Raw genomic sequence first — 14,388 nt, forward strand, 5'->3', positions numbered from 1 at the left:
ATGTAATAGCGGCGCAAAACGCCTCACAATTAACCAATTATTGAAGGAAGGAAGAAGGACTATGAAACATCTGTCTACTGCTAGTAAGACCGTCGCTCTGCTGTTTTCTGCAGCCCTGTTGGTCGCTTGTTCTGGTAGTGATACTAAAGAGGACGAAGAGGCCGCCAAGGCAGCCGCAGAGGCAGCTGCAGCAGCGCACGCAGCCCAGCTAGCTGCGCAGGAAGCTAATAAGTCCGCCGAAATGGCAGGTCTGGAAGAGGCCGCAGCGGCTGTGGGCAACGTGTTCTACTTCGAATACGACAGCTCTACGCTGACTCCGGAAGCATTGAGCGCCGTTGACGCCCATATCGCCGTGCTGAACCGCAACACCGAGAATATTCGGCTGGAAGGCCATACCGATGAGCGCGGTACCCGCGAGTACAACATGGCGCTGGGTGAGCGCCGGGCGAACTCAGTCCGTGACTACATGGTTGCCAATGGTATTTCCAGCCTGCGTATCGAGACCATCAGTTATGGTGAAGAGCGTCCCCTTGCGTACGGTTCCGGCGAAGCCAGCTGGGCAGAGAACCGCCGCGTAGAGCTGAAGCCGCAATAAGCTATGCATTTATCTATTCTTCGCAAATGGGTAGTCACGAGCGGGATGGCCATTCTGGCCGCCCCGCTTTCCCTATTGGCCTATGGCCAGCAGGGATATGTGGATGTGGAAGCCGAGCGCGCAGCAGCGGAGGCCGCGGGCCATAGTTATTCTTCGAATACCGGTAGCGCGGCCGCCGCCAACAACGATCCATACGGTGCCCAGCCAGCGCAGGCCTATCCGGCCACGAGCTATGGTGTGAGCAATGCACCTGCAGCGACATCCACCATCTCACCGGTTTCCTCTGTGCAAGGCCCGGCTACTACCTCAGCACCGGTCAGCGGCAGCGCGCGAAGCGGCTCCGAACTGGGCAATTTGTTCCTTCAGATCCAGCAGCTGCAGCAAGAGGTTATGCGTCTCAATGGCAAAGTTGAGGAGCAGGCATACGAGCTGAATACACTGAAGGAGCAGAGTTTGCAGCGCTATATGGATCTGGATAAGCGTATTGGCAGTGGTGCGGGCCCGGCAACACCCGGTGGCGCTGAGCAGGCATCTACCGGTACGGGGTCGGACGGTGGCAATGCCGGCGATATGTCGAGTGCCCCCGATACGAGCACTGCGACACCCGGCGAGGAGCAGCCGGGCGAGGCTGACGCCTATCGCGCCGCCTACAGGATGGTGCAGGGGCGGCAGTTTGAGCAGGCCATTCCTGCGTTCCAGCAATTTTTGCAACGCTATCCCGCCGGTGCTTATGCCGCCAATGCGCACTACTGGCTGGGTGAGCTGTATCTGGTGAAGTCTCCGCCTGATCTGGAAGCGTCCAGACAATCCTTTGCACTGCTGCTGAGTGAGTATCCTGACAACAGTAAAGCACCGGACGCCCTGTATAAGCTTGGCAAAGTGCAGTTTCTCAAGGGCAACCGCGAAAAGGCCAAAGAGTACCTGGATCTCGTGATCGTGCAGTACGAGGGCACGAACAATGCCGTCGTGAAATTAGCCAGGGACTTCATAGCCCAGAACTACTGATCTGTGGTCCTGTGACAACGTCTATCGCCGCTAAATCAGCCAATACGCCGGACCAGGCAGACCAGACAGTGGTCGGCGATGCCGGTCAGTCCCTGCGTATCACAGAAATCTTCTATTCCCTGCAGGGAGAGGCGCGTACGGTCGGTCTTCCCACCGTCTTTGTGCGCCTCACCGGCTGTCCTCTGCGCTGCGTCTATTGCGACACCGAGTACGCCTTCAGCGGCGGTGAAATGCTCGCCATTAGCGACATCGCCAAACAAGTGCAGGGCTACGCGCCGCGCTATGTGACAGTCACCGGGGGCGAGCCCCTTGCCCAACCCAATTGCCTGCCGCTGCTGTCGATTCTGTGTGACGCCGGTTACGAAGTCTCATTGGAGACCGGCGGAGCGATGACGCTGCAAGGCGTCGATTCGCGCGTGGTGACAGTACTGGACCTCAAGACACCCGCTTCCGGTGAAATGCAGCGCAATGACTACAACAATATTGCGCTGTTGCGCGCGCACGATCAGGTCAAGTTTGTGATCTGCGATCGAGCCGACTACGAGTGGGCGCGTTTCAAGCTGGATGAATATCGCCTGCAGGAGCGTGTCGCTGACGTGCTGTTTTCTCCCAGCTTCGGCCAGGTAGAGGGGAGGGAGTTAGCCGAGTGGATTCTTGCGGATAACCTGCCGGTCAGAATGCAGCTGCAACTGCACAAGCTGCTGTGGAATGATGAGCCGGGCCGTTAACGCAGGTGAGTGCGATGAGTGAGCAAAAGCGTGCAGTCATTCTGGTCTCCGGGGGGCTGGATTCCACCACGGTTCTGGCGATGGCGCGTTCCCAGGGTTACTCCTGCTACACCCTCAGCTTCGATTATGGTCAGCGGCATCGCGGTGAACTGCTGGCGGCCGAGCGCGTCTCCGCAGCGCTGGGTGATGTCGAGCACAAGGTGGTCAAGCTGAACCTGGACAGCATAGGGGGATCAGCCCTTACCGATTTATCGATTGCCGTACCCGAGGAAGAAACCGAGGGTATCCCGATTACCTATGTTCCGGCGCGCAACACGGTGTTTCTTTCCATTGCTTTGGGCTGGGCGGAGGTTCTTGGTGCACACGATATATTTATCGGGGTAAATGCAGTGGACTACTCGGGCTATCCCGATTGCCGGCCCGAATATATAGCGGCGTTCGAAACCCTGGCCAATCTCGCCACGAAAGTGGGGGTGGAAGGACAGAAAATAACCGTTCACACGCCGTTGATGACCTTGGGCAAAGACGAAATCATTCGCGAGGGTATGGCGCTCGGCGTGGACTATGCTCTAACCGTTTCCTGCTATCAGGTGACCGAGGAGGGCCTGGCATGCGGTAAATGCGACAGCTGTCGCCTGCGTCGGCAGGGTTTTTTGGACGCCGGTGTGGAGGACCCCACGCGTTATCGCCAGTACCCCGCAGCGAGCCGCTAGTGTATGCTAGATTCCAGCACAAACTGGTACGAGAACCCCATGCAGGACAATAATTACCGGCGCGGCATTGCAAGCGCAGAGGATTTTGACGCACTTCGACCAATGGATATTTGCGTTGGTCGACAGCGCGGGGTTTGCTATGAGTGATTCAATTGGAGTGGGTACACCGCGCTTGGTTTGCCTGCACATTCCCAAAACCGCCGGCAGCTCCCTGCGCGAAACCATCAAGGTGGTGTATGGCCCCGAGCGCATGCACTGGTTCAGCGACGACGATGGACTACTAGGCCGTAATCGCTTCAAAGAGAGCGCCATTGCCGACAAACTGTTTATCGGTGGCCACCGCCCACTGAATTATTATCCCGCGGATAACATGCACCTGTACTTTGCTGCGTTGCGCCACCCAGTGGAGCGTGCCCGCTCATTATTTTCCTATTTTACGCGCCCGGAAGAGGGTGGCTCGGAGGGCAATATTGCCGAGCGTCAGCGCCTCAAGGCACAGTGGGTTAAACAGGGGATAGTGCCCGAAAGCTTTATGCGCAGTATCGAGCGCTGCAAACCATTCCGTGAGTCGATCTATAATGAGCAGTGTCGCTACTTGAGTACCGGTGCTGCCACGTTCGAGGCGGCGTTGGAAACTTTGCACAGCGGTAATTTTCTGATCGGAAACTCTACACACCTGGGGTCTCTTCTGAACACGCTGGGTACCACCTTCCAATGGCCGGAGACGCGGGAGGTGAGAACCAATATCTCGGTGGCCAAGGGAGAGGACGATATTCTCTCAGAGCCCGGTGTCGTCGAACGCATTCTTGAACTCGGTGCAGAGGATATGAAACTGTACGAGTACGTGCAGCAGGAGCACGATGGCCTTTACTGCAATATGCCGGACCGCGAATCACTGCTTGCGAGCCCGCTGCATTTTAGCGATGCACAGCAACGTGCAATGTCTGATATGGCATGGCGCAAACTTGAGTTGACTGCGGTAGATCCTGAGGAAAAAGCGCAGCAGGGCAGGACTACTATTAACCTGCGCGTGCGTAACGGCTCGCGTGAGTACCTGAACCCGGAGTGTGAAGATCGCATCGCCATTAGCTATAAACTGCTGGATGCACAGGGTGAAATTATCGAGAGGGCAACCCCTCGCTCGCCACTGGAGACTGTCGTTGAGCCGGGTGCGTCTGTCGATATCCCTGTCAGACTGGTTGTTCCCGACAATCTGCCGAGCAAGGTGTCGTCGGTCAGGTTCAGCGTAATGGTCGAAAAGCGATTCTGGCTGTTTCGTATTCATCCGGAACATGCACTTGATATACCGTTGGCACCAGCCGGGAGCGGTAGTTAAGCCGAATGGGGACTGCACTGTCCCCGCCTTGGACTTTGTGCTCCATCGGTATGATTTTCCTAAAAAAAGCACTTGAGTTTTTGGCTCAATTCCGTACCATACCGTCCTCCTTCTGGGGCCGTTAGCTCAGTTGGTAGAGCAGTTGGCTTTTAACCAATTGGTCGCTGGTTCGAATCCAGCACGGCCCACCATTTCCCCGTTTTGTATCAACTGCTTAGCGCGTTACCGCGCTCAGCGTCCGGTGCCTCAGCACGACCAGTGCCGGAGTTTTTCCGAACTTTCCTTTACACACCCTGTTTGCCGCCTCTAAGAGCTCCTCCAACTCCAACTCCAACTCCAACTCCAACTCCAACTCCAACTCCGGCTCCAACTCCGGCTCGGAGTAGTGGGTGGTGATATCGCCGTTCTTGTGGCCAAGCAGTATTTTCCGGGTTTCCAATGGCACTCTGGCCGCACGCAGGCGGCGACCGAAGGTGTGTTTCAAGTCGTGTACCCGTATGGGCATGTCCAACTTGCGCCGAACTGACTTCCAACCATTGTTGTTGATGCTGCGCACCGGACGGCCGTAGTAGGTGAATACACGCTGCGGGTGGTGCCCACGCACGCCTTCGGTCACTGACTTTGCCACCTGGTTCAATACCACCAAACGATCCTCCCGGTTCTTGGCCTTTTCTCCCGGAAGGAGAAATACCGAGGTGCCCAGTTCCGGCACGTCGATCTCCCAATCTCACTGCAAGCTACAGACTTCGCCATCCCTGCAGCCGGTATTCACCTTGAACAAACACATCCTGCTCAGGTGATCCAGCAAGGCTTTGAGCAAGCGGTGTTGCTCCTCCCAGCTCAGCGGGCAGGGGTGCCTGGCGTCGTGCAGCGGCGGCAGATGGATCAGCGGTGCCGAATCCAGCCAGGTCAAACCGTGTTCATCGCGCCACAGCCGGGCGCTCAGGTTGAGTACCCTGCGTACCGTGGCCAGCGCACCATTGACGGTCTTGTTCTTCTGCCCTCCTTCTTCCTTCTATAGCGGCTAACCAGATATTCACCACGCTGATGGGCGATCATGTAGAGCTGCGGCGGGAGTTTATTAAGGAAAATGCGCTTTCGGTTGCCAATCTTGATATATGACGAGCTCAGAACTCTCGGCACCTGAAAGGCAAATAAAAAGTCATCAGGCTGGGCTATGCGCAATAGTTATCTGCGAGCGTCATCCAAAGTCGCTCCAGTGAGTTCATCGCATGGGGGTCCAGGCATGCACAACAGATGTTGTATTGTATTCTATGTGACATGCTGATGCGGGCCAGTATCCCTGATGCCAGCGCATCGTCCAATTGAGCTTGTGTACCAGCGGTTATGATATCCGTAGTAGCCGCCAGCGAGATTAGTGTCTGGTAATCATCGGTCTCTATTTGTGGGATGCGAGTGGGCGCAGTTGCGCCGGCTGCCTGTAAGGCGTCATTAAATGTGGTTTGCCAGTATTTGTGGATATGCGGCAGAGCAAGGCGCCTTTGCAGTAAGTCGGACAGGCTGTAGGGGCCGCCGTTGATGATAGGGTTCTCAGGCCTCGCGACAAATATTACCTCTCGTTTTTCCAGCACCATGACTTCGATATCATCGAACGGCGTGGAATGTGTAAGGTCACCGATAAAAAGGTCAATTTTTCCTTCTCGAAGCTGCTGGATAGGTTCTCGGTGAGCGGAGACGATAATCGTTGCGGCAACATCGGGCAATTCCTCCAATAAGCCCCGCAGTAAAGGCAGGAGCACGGTGTGTGTGGCCAGTGGTCCGCAAGAAACTCTCAATGCCTCGGAGGTATTGCCCTGAATTGCGTCAAGTCTTCGCTCAAAGTCGACTGCCGCGAGACTTAACTCCTTGCAAGCTTCCAATAGTTGTTTGCCCCTGACTGTGGGAACGGTCGCAGCCCTGCTTCGTGAAAAAATCTGAAAACCACAATCTTTCTCTGCGCGCTGAACCATACGGGTCAGCTTCACTGGTGAGGTGCCCAAGGCAGCGGCGGTGCCTTTAAAGTTGCCGATAGATACCAATAATATCAGCGCGTCCAGAGTTTGTTTGGAGAGCAAGCCAATCCCTTTAGTTTCATTAAATGAAACAAATAATACTAAATTTGAATCTATATTGCACTAAGCGCGAGGCTGCCCCATACTTTTCCGGCCTTTTTTGACCGCTCTATCTCTCGCGGACCACGTAAGGTTAAAAATAACCGGTGGCAAAAAGATTAGGAACATGATGGCTAAACACATCGTAATGCGTTTTTTCTTTGTGATGCTACCTGGTCTCATCATCGCAGGGTGTGGCGACGCGGAGCCAGTTTCGGCAGAACGTTATGTCGGGACTGACCAGCTAGTTAGTATTGTCGACGAAAACCTCGTTTCTTCTGCGAACCTCTCCAAAATCCTAGACATTGACCATTCCCGTTTGGCTCACGAAGCTGGCTCTGTGATGCCTCCAGCAACGGTACTGGTTTTTTCCGACCCAGCGCTGGACTCAGAGCTGATAAAACTGAACCCGCTTGTCGCACTGGATCTTCCTCTGAGGGTGCTGGCTTTCGAAGATGTTGGCGACAGCGCCAGCAAGGTTATTTACAACAGCTTTGATTTTCTCGTGTCTCGCTATCAACTCGGTCCAGGCGCAACAAAATCTCTGCGTACAAAATACAATCACGCTATGAGTGAGATAACCAAGGGCGTTCCGCCAGAGGCAATGGCCTTTTTCGCCAGTGACGAGATGAAACCAGACGGGGTCATCACCATCGAAAGCCCTTATGGTTATCAGGAAACTATCGATCGGGTGAATGCCGCCATTAATGAGCAGAAGGACACAGTGCATTTTGGCGTGGTGGATTTTCAGGCCAATGCGCGCGAGCTTGGAATAGAGCTCAATCCTAGCTACCTGATATTGTTCGGTGGACCCGGGCCAGGTGGTAAGGCGATGGCGGATGCACCGACGCTTGGCTTGGATGGGTTTTGCCAAAAGTTTCTTGTCTGGGAGGACGCGTCCGGCGGGGTTAACCTGTCATTTAACGATTTGCTTGCCCTGGCAGAGCGCCAGGGTGTGACAAAAGCTTTGGCGTTGCGCGTCATTAACTTCCGATTGAATCAAGTGTTTAGCGATGCCCTTGCAAGCGACTAATGCCAGGTATCAACACCCAGAGAGGAAATTAGTATGAGTAAAGAAAGTATCTTTTTGTTGATAGCTGCAGCGGGCTTGACGCCGATTGCACTTGCTTATGGCCTTGTTCCTGCTGTGACGGCGCCCATGCTGTATGACGTGGACATCGACTCGATTAACATCGCGCATATCTTTCGCGCGGTCATGGGACTGTACCTGGCTATGGTTGTTTTCTGGATACTCGGAGCAACCCGTGAACCCTTGCGCTTTGCTGCATTGTGCAGCGTGGTGGTATTTATGGCTGGGTTGGCCCTGGGTCGGGTTGTCAGCCTTGTCGTTGACGGTATGCCTGGTGTCCTTCTCGTGATCTACCTACTGCTCGAGATTGGCTTTGCATTTGTCGCCCTCAAATTGGCCAAGAACTACCAGCGCAGCTGATCGCTTCCGCTGCTGCAAATTTCAAATCAATCGCTTCTTCAGGAGTCACTATGAGTAATTGTGCAGGATTCTCCCTTAAGGTAACGGGCTGCATCGCCGCGCTGGCTGTTGTACTTGCGCAAACCGCAATTGCGCAGTCGGAGAATGGGCCGGTAGCCGAAGAGACACCCAAACGGCCCAATATCCTATTGCTGGTGGGTGATGACATGGGGCTGGGTGACATTGGCCCCTTTGGATCCGAAATCCATACTCCCTCACTGAATATGATGGCCGCGCAAGGTGTTCGCTTCTCAAATTTTCACGCCAGCCCCGTTTGCTCCATTACCCGCTCACAGCTGCTTACCGGCAATAACAATATCGAAATTGGCCTGGCCAGCTTCGATTACGCGGTTTACCCGGAGGCTAAAGGAAAGCCGGGCTATGAGGGTTACCTGACAGAAAACGCAGTTACCATTCAAGAGTTATTGCGTGATGCAGGCTACGACACCTACCAGACTGGCAAGTGGCATTTGGGTGGTCAGCACGGCGGGCGAGGCCCCCATGAAATGGGCTTCACCCGCAGTTACGGTATTTTGGCAGGAGGCTCGAACCACTGGAACAGCGGTGACATGCTTCCTAATATGGCCCACCCGGATTCTCAAAAAGCCGTTAAGGCAGGCTTGATTCCCCCGATGATCGACATGCCCTACTTTGAAGACGGCAAGCCTGTAGAGCGTCCACTGGGCATTTATTCCGACGACCTCTACACAGGCAAAATGCTCGGCTACATGGAGCAGTCGCGCCGCGCCGACAGGCCCTTCTTTGCCTATTTGGCTTTCACCACTGCCCATTTGCCCATCCAGGCCCCCGGTGGTTTGGCTGAGCGTTATTATGAGCAATATCTGGAACTGGGTTGGGATGGCCTCAAAGCTCAGCGAATGCAGCAACTAATTGACGCCGGCATCCTGCCGCAGGACAGCAAATTACCAGTCCAAAACCCCATCACCCGCCCCTGGGATAGCCTCAGTGCAGATGAGAAAAAATTCCAGGCCAGGATTTTCGCTACATACGCAGCAATGATTGAATCACAAGATCGACATATTGGGCGTGTAATGGATTGGCTGCGCGAGACTGGCGAACTGGATAATACGCTTATCATTTACATGACGGATAATGGCCCTGAAGGCACCGATGCCTTTGGTGAATTGGGCAACCCTGCTCTAAGTGGCTGGATGGAAAAACACTTCAGCCAGGATATTGCCGATGTAGGTCACGGCAATTCCAACTGGCAGATTGGCATAGAGTGGGCAAATGCCACTACCGGTTCGCTACAATGGTGGAAATGGTTTATTGATGAAGGCGGGATTCGGGTGCCGTTGATTGTGGTTCCGCCCAAGTCCCATGGCAACAAGTTCGTGCTACAAGGTGAAGTCTCCGATACCTTTTTGTCGGTGAAAGATTTGCCGATGACGATACTGCAATATGCCGGTGTAGAGCACCCTATGACGCGCTACCAGGATAGGGATATTGTTCCGCCGACAGGAAAGAGCATGGTTAGCTATCTGGATGGCGAAGCCGAGACTGTCTATGGCACGGATGACTGGACAGCCTTCGAGCTGTTTGGCAATGCCTACGTAGTGCGTGGGGACTACAAAGCCATAAAGGTACGCACGGGCATGTGGGGTGACGGAAAATGGCATTTGTATCATCTTCGAAACGACCCTGCTGAAAGCACACCTCTTGAAGCTGGCATGCCCGAAGAGCTAGCCGAGCTGGTAGAAATATATGAAGGCTATGCTGAACAATGGCAGATTCAGGAAGTGAGGGATGACTGGAATCCGCAAAAGGAACTGGGGCACTAGATCAAGCAACCCCTTCGGTTTTGGCTTTGCGAGAAGGTTCTCGTGCGGTTAACAATCAGGCTGGATCGCTCTTCGTCACTGAGTCCAGACGGTCATTTTCGATGTCAGTTTTACCGCACGCTTCGGACGTGGTATTCCTCGTGCTGCTGCCCCAATCCGGTTCGTTCAGCACGATGGAGATCCGAGGCGGAACCACCATGTTGGCACAAGGCAGGGATGGCCTTGGCGAAACTGCCTAGGAGCGCCATCAACCGGAGCAGACACAGCTCTATCAGCTCGTCGGCTCTGCTCTCAACCTCAATATCCACTTTCACATCCTGTTCCTGGATGACGTCTATGTCTGTTGAATTGCATCCAAATTTGACCCAGTAATTGCACTGAACATTGAACCATGCTGATTGGGATAACTGCATGAAATTATTCACGAAAATTGCTTTAAGGTCGGGTCAACTATTCAGTGCAAATATCATCAAAAGTGGGTTAATCGAACGTGCAATTCAACACAGCAGCCCCTTTGTTTGCCACATACTCTTGGTAAGCACCGCATTTCTCGCGCAGATACCGCAGCGCCTTGCCTCGAGCATGTGGAAGAAGACTATTGGCCCATGCCAGATGGATGTGGGCCACAGTTTCTTTCATGCTAAGTTGTGAGTCGGCCCACATGCCCAACACGGATGCCAGCAAAATTCCCAGGTGTACTGTCAGGGCGTGGGTGTCACAGTCGTTATCGAGCTCGCCGTGCTTCAGCGACTGGCTAACATGTTCCTCAATAATGCGATCAAGCGTTTGACGGCCAGCCAACTTGGCTTCCAAATCGTCGGACCGCATGATCGCCCAATGAATGCTGCGAAAATATGCCTCTCGTTTTGCTTCAAGCCCCAGCAGCGACTCCAGTAGCATTAGCAGGGTGGCAATGCCCAGACGCTGTTCAGCAGGGTTGTCGCGGTCCTGCAACGGCTGCAAGCTTTGCAGCAAAATGGTGAGGAGGATATCCGTCTTTGAAGCAAACAAGTTGTAGGGCGTCTTGGAACTGACGTCTGCCACCTCGGCAAGATAGCGCATGGTGAGGTAGTCGATCCCTTCATCCTCAATAATCTGCTGCGCCGCGGTCAGTATACGGGTGCGTTTCTCCTGCTTGTTTTGCTCCCTTTGACTCAACGTACTTTCATTCCTTGCGTGGTAGGTCTGTGTCAGAATTTAGAGCCTCTGGGGCTTGATCATTGCGCGACGCGCTCTCGCGCCATAATACGACCTACGTTCACGCCGCGCAAATAGGTCGCGTGTCACTGCTATTCGCGTACCCTCTGCTCCAACCCCTTTACAGTGCCCGTATCAAGGGGCTTTCACGGGGCGCTGACCTTGTTGCATTGACGCCCCAATTCAACCTCGCCATCTTCACTGGTGATTTCGATTTCCACGATATCACCATCCTTCAGGTACCTGGGTTTGTTCATCTGCGCACGTCTGAACTTCTCTTTGCGCTGAGAGTCCCGTCGAAGATTCAGTAAAACGGCGAGGCCCGTTTTCAGATCCGCCTGCAGTGCCACACCACCGGGTGTCCCGGTTAGCAGGCAGTCGCCCGGTTGCAGGTTGGCAAAGCGGGACAGGTAGACGAGCGTGTCGGCTGGTTTGTGAATGAGCTGCGACGTATTGGCGCGCTGGCGAAGTTCACCGTTCACCCACAGGCGTAGCAGCAGCTTGTCCAGATAGCTGATCTCGCCTTCATCGAGTAAATACAACACAGGCCCGGCGGGGCAGAAAGTACGGTAGCTCTTGCCTTTAAACCATTGCATCCCCGGCGCCCCGATCTGCTGGTCGCGAGATGAGACGTCGTTGCAGATGATAAAGCCCGCCACATGATCATTCAGTATCGTGGCCGAGACCTGCAACGGTCCAGTGATCGGCTGCTTGATCACCAGTCCAAGCTCCGCCTCGTAGTCAAGTAGTGTACACTCCGCAGGTCTGACAATGTCGTCCCTGGCGCCGCACAGCGAGGCACTTGATTTCATGAAAATCAGATTGTCTTCAGGGTCGACGCCGTCCTTGTCAAGCCCGGCTTCCTTCTGATGCTGGGCATAATTGAGCCCCTGGCAAATCAGGCGACTGTCCTGCGTCAGTGGGCTAAGTAGCGTGACGTCATCAATCGAGAGCCCTGTGGAATAATTGTCGCTCTCTGCGAGTGAGCGTCTGGACGGGAGGTTTTCGATCACAGTACGCAATTGCTCGTCCTGCCAGGGTAAGGAATGCACCTTGCCGTCTTTGATTATTCCCCATGACGGGGTGGTTTGGAGCGGTTGTATAAAGCGTATTACTGATAGTCCCATAGGTCACCTGTGACGTTTGTTCAGGCGCTTAGGATATAGCAACAAAATATATTTACAACGTGTTGTACTTTTAGTGCAACATGGGTACTATGCGCTTTCGCAACTACGGAGGCGCACTATGGAAACCTTGTTTGAGCAGAATCTGGTAGCGCGTATGCTGCTGACCATCTTGGCGGTAATGCTGTGTATTGGCCCGGCTAAAGCTGACTTCAACGCCACCCATGCCACCAATCCACTCTGGCCCGGCCATGCTCGATTTCATGTGGTTTGGCAAGTCGTCACCAACAGTACTAACACGCTGGTCATGCTGGCTCTAATCTGGGTGCCGGTGGTGCAGTACGACCTGCAATTGAAGTTAGTGTCACTGCTGACCGCCATAATTCTGGGTTCGTTCTACGTAACGCTGGCCTGCATGCGCTTGTTCGACGGCACACTGGCAGACCCTAACGGCATAAAACCTTTCAATTTCAAGTTCCCCGGACGCACGGTGAAAGTCGATACAAACCTGTTCGGCTTCAGTATTCTATCGATAGTCCTGGCCGTGGCAGTTGCCAATATACATGGCGTAACAGTTTGATCTGACCGGCTGTGTAGCTCGCAACGAGAGGCAATGTGCATGAGTGATAACAAGCAACCTGAGCACCTCGAAACACCATTACTCATAGTGGGATGTGGCCCGTCAGGAATGACCACGGCGCTGGCCCTGAGTCAATTCGGTGTCACGTCAATAATTATTGATCGACGGGAATCGATCTCAGGAGCACCCCGAGCTCACGCGCTCAACTGTCGTACTCTGGAGATTTTTTCAGCTCTGGGCGTAGACATGGATGGCCTGCGCGCGAACGCCACACCGGATGAAGAAAGTGGTTGGGTGCGGTGGGTAGATACTCTCAGTGGCGGCGAATTTGGCGCCGTTCCCTATGAGCGTATGCATGCGCCCGAAACAGTCCCAACACCCCACCCGCTGTTTAACATTGCCCAGCCTTGTGCAGAACAGGTCTTGTACGACCAGGTAATGGCCGATAGCAATATACGGGTAGAGCGGGGTTGGGAATGGCAGAGCTGCGTACAGACCGACTCGCGCGTAACCTCCAGTATTAGCTCAAGGCACGGGCAATCCATAGTAATCAACAGCAATTATCTGGTCGCGGCTGATGGCGCGCACAGCCCGGTGCGCAGAAGCCAGCACATTGCAATGGAAGGCGCGGGGCTGATTCAAAAATTCAAAAACGTACACTTCCGCGCAGACCTCAGCGCTGTGGTTGCAGCCAAACCAGCGATTCTTTACTGGGTTCTCAAGCAGGAATGTGCTGGCACTCTCCTGGCCTACGATATGCGAGACAACTGGGTATTCATGTATCCGTATGACCCGGCGACTGCGCCTGCTGACGGCCTGACCGATGAGGCCTGCGTGGCCCTCGCTCGAGACGCTATTGGTGCCGGCGACATCGCGCTGGACATCGTCAGCGTCCGCGACTGGGATATGACGTCTGAGGTCGCCAGTGGCTACCGCAAGGGTCGTATTTTTCTGGTCGGTGATGCGGCGCATCGTTATCCGCCCAGCGGCGGTTTAGGACTGAATACCGGTGTTGGCGACGCTCACAATCTCGCCTGGAAACTGGTGGGTGTGCTCAATGGCTGGGCGTCAGAGGCGCTGCTGGACACTTACGACAGTGAGCGCCGGCCCGTCGCCAACAATAACGCCAATTTCAGTCTCGAGAACGCTATGAAGATGCTGGATGTTTTCAATCATGCGGGTGTATTTGCAGAACCTGGAACTCAGCCCAACCTCACCAGCCTGCAGGCAGACGAGGAACAATGGCGTTTGTTACAAGCGAGTATTGAAGATCAGCGCGTGCATTTCGATGGGCTTGCACTGCACCTGGGTGCTCACTATGGGCGCACAGAGCCGCCTGATCCCTACGCCTCACAAGTGCAGTTCTTGCAGGTTGGTGCGCGTCTGCCACATGTCTGGTTGCGCCGCTCGGGCGCGCGCGTGTCCAGTCATGAGTTGCTATCGCCAATCGCCTTCACGCTGCTGGTTGGCAAAGGTAACGAATCGGGCGCGGCCCAACTCGACATACCTCACCGAGTGGTTTCCTGCCCTGCAGATTTCGACGGTGATGAGGCGGCTCTGCTCGAGTTGGGGCTCTGCAATGGCAATGTTCTGGTAAGGCCAGACGGGCATATAGCAGCGCTGCTGCCAGGCGGTAACGCGCTGAATACTGCTGTTGAACAGATCACAAAAAAGGGGCTGGCAGCGTAAGGCATGCGAGTTCTAACAG

16 protein-coding genes and 1 tRNA gene are annotated in these 14,388 nt (G+C 54.5%); 12 read left to right on the plus strand and 5 right to left on the minus strand.

All coding sequences use genetic code 11. The features are described from left to right. The first annotated feature begins 61 nt into the window (after positions 1–61). From pal to AC0L6S_RS20730, 6 genes are all read left to right on the plus strand, one after another. The gene (gene pal / locus AC0L6S_RS20705; RefSeq protein ID WP_473426003.1) at positions 62–595 is read left to right on the plus strand and encodes a peptidoglycan-associated lipoprotein Pal; all 534 of its coding nucleotides are present in this window, start codon (positions 62–64) and stop codon (positions 593–595) included. 3 nt (positions 596–598) lie between these two features. Continuing rightward, positions 599–1,600: a tol-pal system protein YbgF gene (ybgF, locus tag AC0L6S_RS20710; RefSeq protein ID WP_473426004.1), complete on the plus strand. Its 1,002-nt coding sequence runs from the start codon at positions 599–601 to the stop codon at positions 1,598–1,600. Positions 1,601–1,668: 68 nt separating this feature from the next. Beyond that, complete coding sequence (gene queE / locus AC0L6S_RS20715; RefSeq protein WP_473428662.1) at positions 1,669–2,328, plus strand: 7-carboxy-7-deazaguanine synthase QueE; 660 nt, start codon at positions 1,669–1,671, stop codon at positions 2,326–2,328. 14 nt (positions 2,329–2,342) lie between these two features. Further along, complete coding sequence (gene queC, locus AC0L6S_RS20720) at positions 2,343–3,041, plus strand: 7-cyano-7-deazaguanine synthase QueC (protein WP_473426005.1); 699 nt, start codon at positions 2,343–2,345, stop codon at positions 3,039–3,041. A gap of 139 nt (positions 3,042–3,180) precedes the next feature. Then, complete coding sequence (locus AC0L6S_RS20725) at positions 3,181–4,377, plus strand: hypothetical protein (RefSeq protein ID WP_473426006.1); 1,197 nt, start codon at positions 3,181–3,183, stop codon at positions 4,375–4,377. A gap of 115 nt (positions 4,378–4,492) precedes the next feature. After that, positions 4,493–4,568, plus strand: a tRNA-Lys gene (locus AC0L6S_RS20730). Positions 4,569–4,591: 23 nt separating this feature from the next. Here AC0L6S_RS20730 and AC0L6S_RS20735 read toward each other — a convergent pair. The 3 genes from AC0L6S_RS20735 to AC0L6S_RS20745 form a co-directional block, all read right to left on the minus strand. Then, positions 4,592–5,089, minus strand: coding sequence for a hypothetical protein (locus AC0L6S_RS20735; RefSeq protein ID WP_473426007.1), 498 nt, complete (start codon positions 5,087–5,089; stop codon positions 4,592–4,594). A gap of 15 nt (positions 5,090–5,104) precedes the next feature. Then, positions 5,105–5,290, minus strand: a complete 186-nt coding sequence (locus AC0L6S_RS20740; RefSeq protein ID WP_473426008.1) for a hypothetical protein — start codon at positions 5,288–5,290, stop codon at positions 5,105–5,107. Between the two features lie 262 nt (positions 5,291–5,552). Beyond that, positions 5,553–6,452 (minus strand): LysR substrate-binding domain-containing protein, encoded by a 900-nt coding sequence (locus AC0L6S_RS20745; protein WP_473426009.1) that lies wholly within the window; start codon positions 6,450–6,452, stop codon positions 5,553–5,555. 163 nt (positions 6,453–6,615) lie between these two features. Here AC0L6S_RS20745 and AC0L6S_RS20750 point away from each other — a divergent pair, with 163 nt between their 5' ends. From AC0L6S_RS20750 to AC0L6S_RS20765, 4 genes are all read left to right on the plus strand, one after another. Next, positions 6,616–7,521, plus strand: coding sequence for a DUF302 domain-containing protein (locus AC0L6S_RS20750; RefSeq protein ID WP_473426010.1), 906 nt, complete (start codon positions 6,616–6,618; stop codon positions 7,519–7,521). A gap of 33 nt (positions 7,522–7,554) precedes the next feature. Next, complete coding sequence (locus tag AC0L6S_RS20755; protein ID WP_159170952.1) at positions 7,555–7,938, plus strand: DUF4345 domain-containing protein; 384 nt, start codon at positions 7,555–7,557, stop codon at positions 7,936–7,938. A gap of 50 nt (positions 7,939–7,988) precedes the next feature. Next, positions 7,989–9,779 carry an arylsulfatase gene (locus tag AC0L6S_RS20760; protein ID WP_473426012.1) on the plus strand — a complete coding sequence of 597 codons (1,791 nt, stop codon included), beginning with the start codon at positions 7,989–7,991 and terminating at the stop codon, positions 9,777–9,779. A gap of 101 nt (positions 9,780–9,880) precedes the next feature. Continuing rightward, positions 9,881–10,018, plus strand: coding sequence for a hypothetical protein (locus AC0L6S_RS20765; protein WP_473426013.1), 138 nt, complete (start codon positions 9,881–9,883; stop codon positions 10,016–10,018). 241 nt (positions 10,019–10,259) lie between these two features. Here the strand turns inward: AC0L6S_RS20765 and AC0L6S_RS20770 are convergent, their stop codons facing one another. Both AC0L6S_RS20770 and AC0L6S_RS20775 read right to left on the minus strand, forming a co-directional pair. Next, positions 10,260–10,937 (minus strand): TetR/AcrR family transcriptional regulator, encoded by a 678-nt coding sequence (locus AC0L6S_RS20770; RefSeq protein ID WP_473426014.1) that lies wholly within the window; start codon positions 10,935–10,937, stop codon positions 10,260–10,262. Between the two features lie 185 nt (positions 10,938–11,122). After that, positions 11,123–12,028 carry a fumarylacetoacetate hydrolase family protein gene (locus AC0L6S_RS20775; RefSeq protein ID WP_473426015.1) on the minus strand — a complete coding sequence of 302 codons (906 nt, stop codon included), beginning with the start codon at positions 12,026–12,028 and terminating at the stop codon, positions 11,123–11,125. Between the two features lie 193 nt (positions 12,029–12,221). On the opposite strand from AC0L6S_RS20775, the gene AC0L6S_RS20780 reads away from it, so the two are divergent. Further along, positions 12,222–12,680, plus strand: coding sequence for a hypothetical protein (locus AC0L6S_RS20780; RefSeq protein ID WP_473426016.1), 459 nt, complete (start codon positions 12,222–12,224; stop codon positions 12,678–12,680). A gap of 39 nt (positions 12,681–12,719) precedes the next feature. After that, positions 12,720–14,369, plus strand: coding sequence for an FAD-dependent monooxygenase (locus tag AC0L6S_RS20785; protein WP_473426017.1), 1,650 nt, complete (start codon positions 12,720–12,722; stop codon positions 14,367–14,369). Positions 14,370–14,388 lie beyond the last annotated feature (19 nt).

Source organism: Halioglobus sp. D3-4, assembly GCF_055809315.1.

Bases quoted from the DNA above. Each gene is read 5' to 3' on its own strand.
- pal (WP_473426003.1), top strand. From the start codon at position 62: ATGAAACATCTGTCTACTGCTAGTAAGACCGTCGCTCTGCTGTTTTCT.
- ybgF (WP_473426004.1), top strand. From the start codon at position 599: ATGCATTTATCTATTCTTCGCAAATGGGTAGTCACGAGCGGGATGGCC.
- queC (WP_473426005.1), top strand. From the start codon at position 2,343: ATGAGTGAGCAAAAGCGTGCAGTCATTCTGGTCTCCGGGGGGCTGGAT.
- AC0L6S_RS20725 (WP_473426006.1), top strand. From the start codon at position 3,181: ATGAGTGATTCAATTGGAGTGGGTACACCGCGCTTGGTTTGCCTGCAC.
- AC0L6S_RS20750 (WP_473426010.1), top strand. From the start codon at position 6,616: ATGATGGCTAAACACATCGTAATGCGTTTTTTCTTTGTGATGCTACCT.
- AC0L6S_RS20755 (WP_159170952.1), top strand. From the start codon at position 7,555: ATGAGTAAAGAAAGTATCTTTTTGTTGATAGCTGCAGCGGGCTTGACG.
- AC0L6S_RS20760 (WP_473426012.1), top strand. From the start codon at position 7,989: ATGAGTAATTGTGCAGGATTCTCCCTTAAGGTAACGGGCTGCATCGCC.
- AC0L6S_RS20765 (WP_473426013.1), top strand. From the start codon at position 9,881: ATGTCAGTTTTACCGCACGCTTCGGACGTGGTATTCCTCGTGCTGCTG.
- AC0L6S_RS20780 (WP_473426016.1), top strand. From the start codon at position 12,222: ATGGAAACCTTGTTTGAGCAGAATCTGGTAGCGCGTATGCTGCTGACC.
- AC0L6S_RS20785 (WP_473426017.1), top strand. From the start codon at position 12,720: ATGAGTGATAACAAGCAACCTGAGCACCTCGAAACACCATTACTCATA.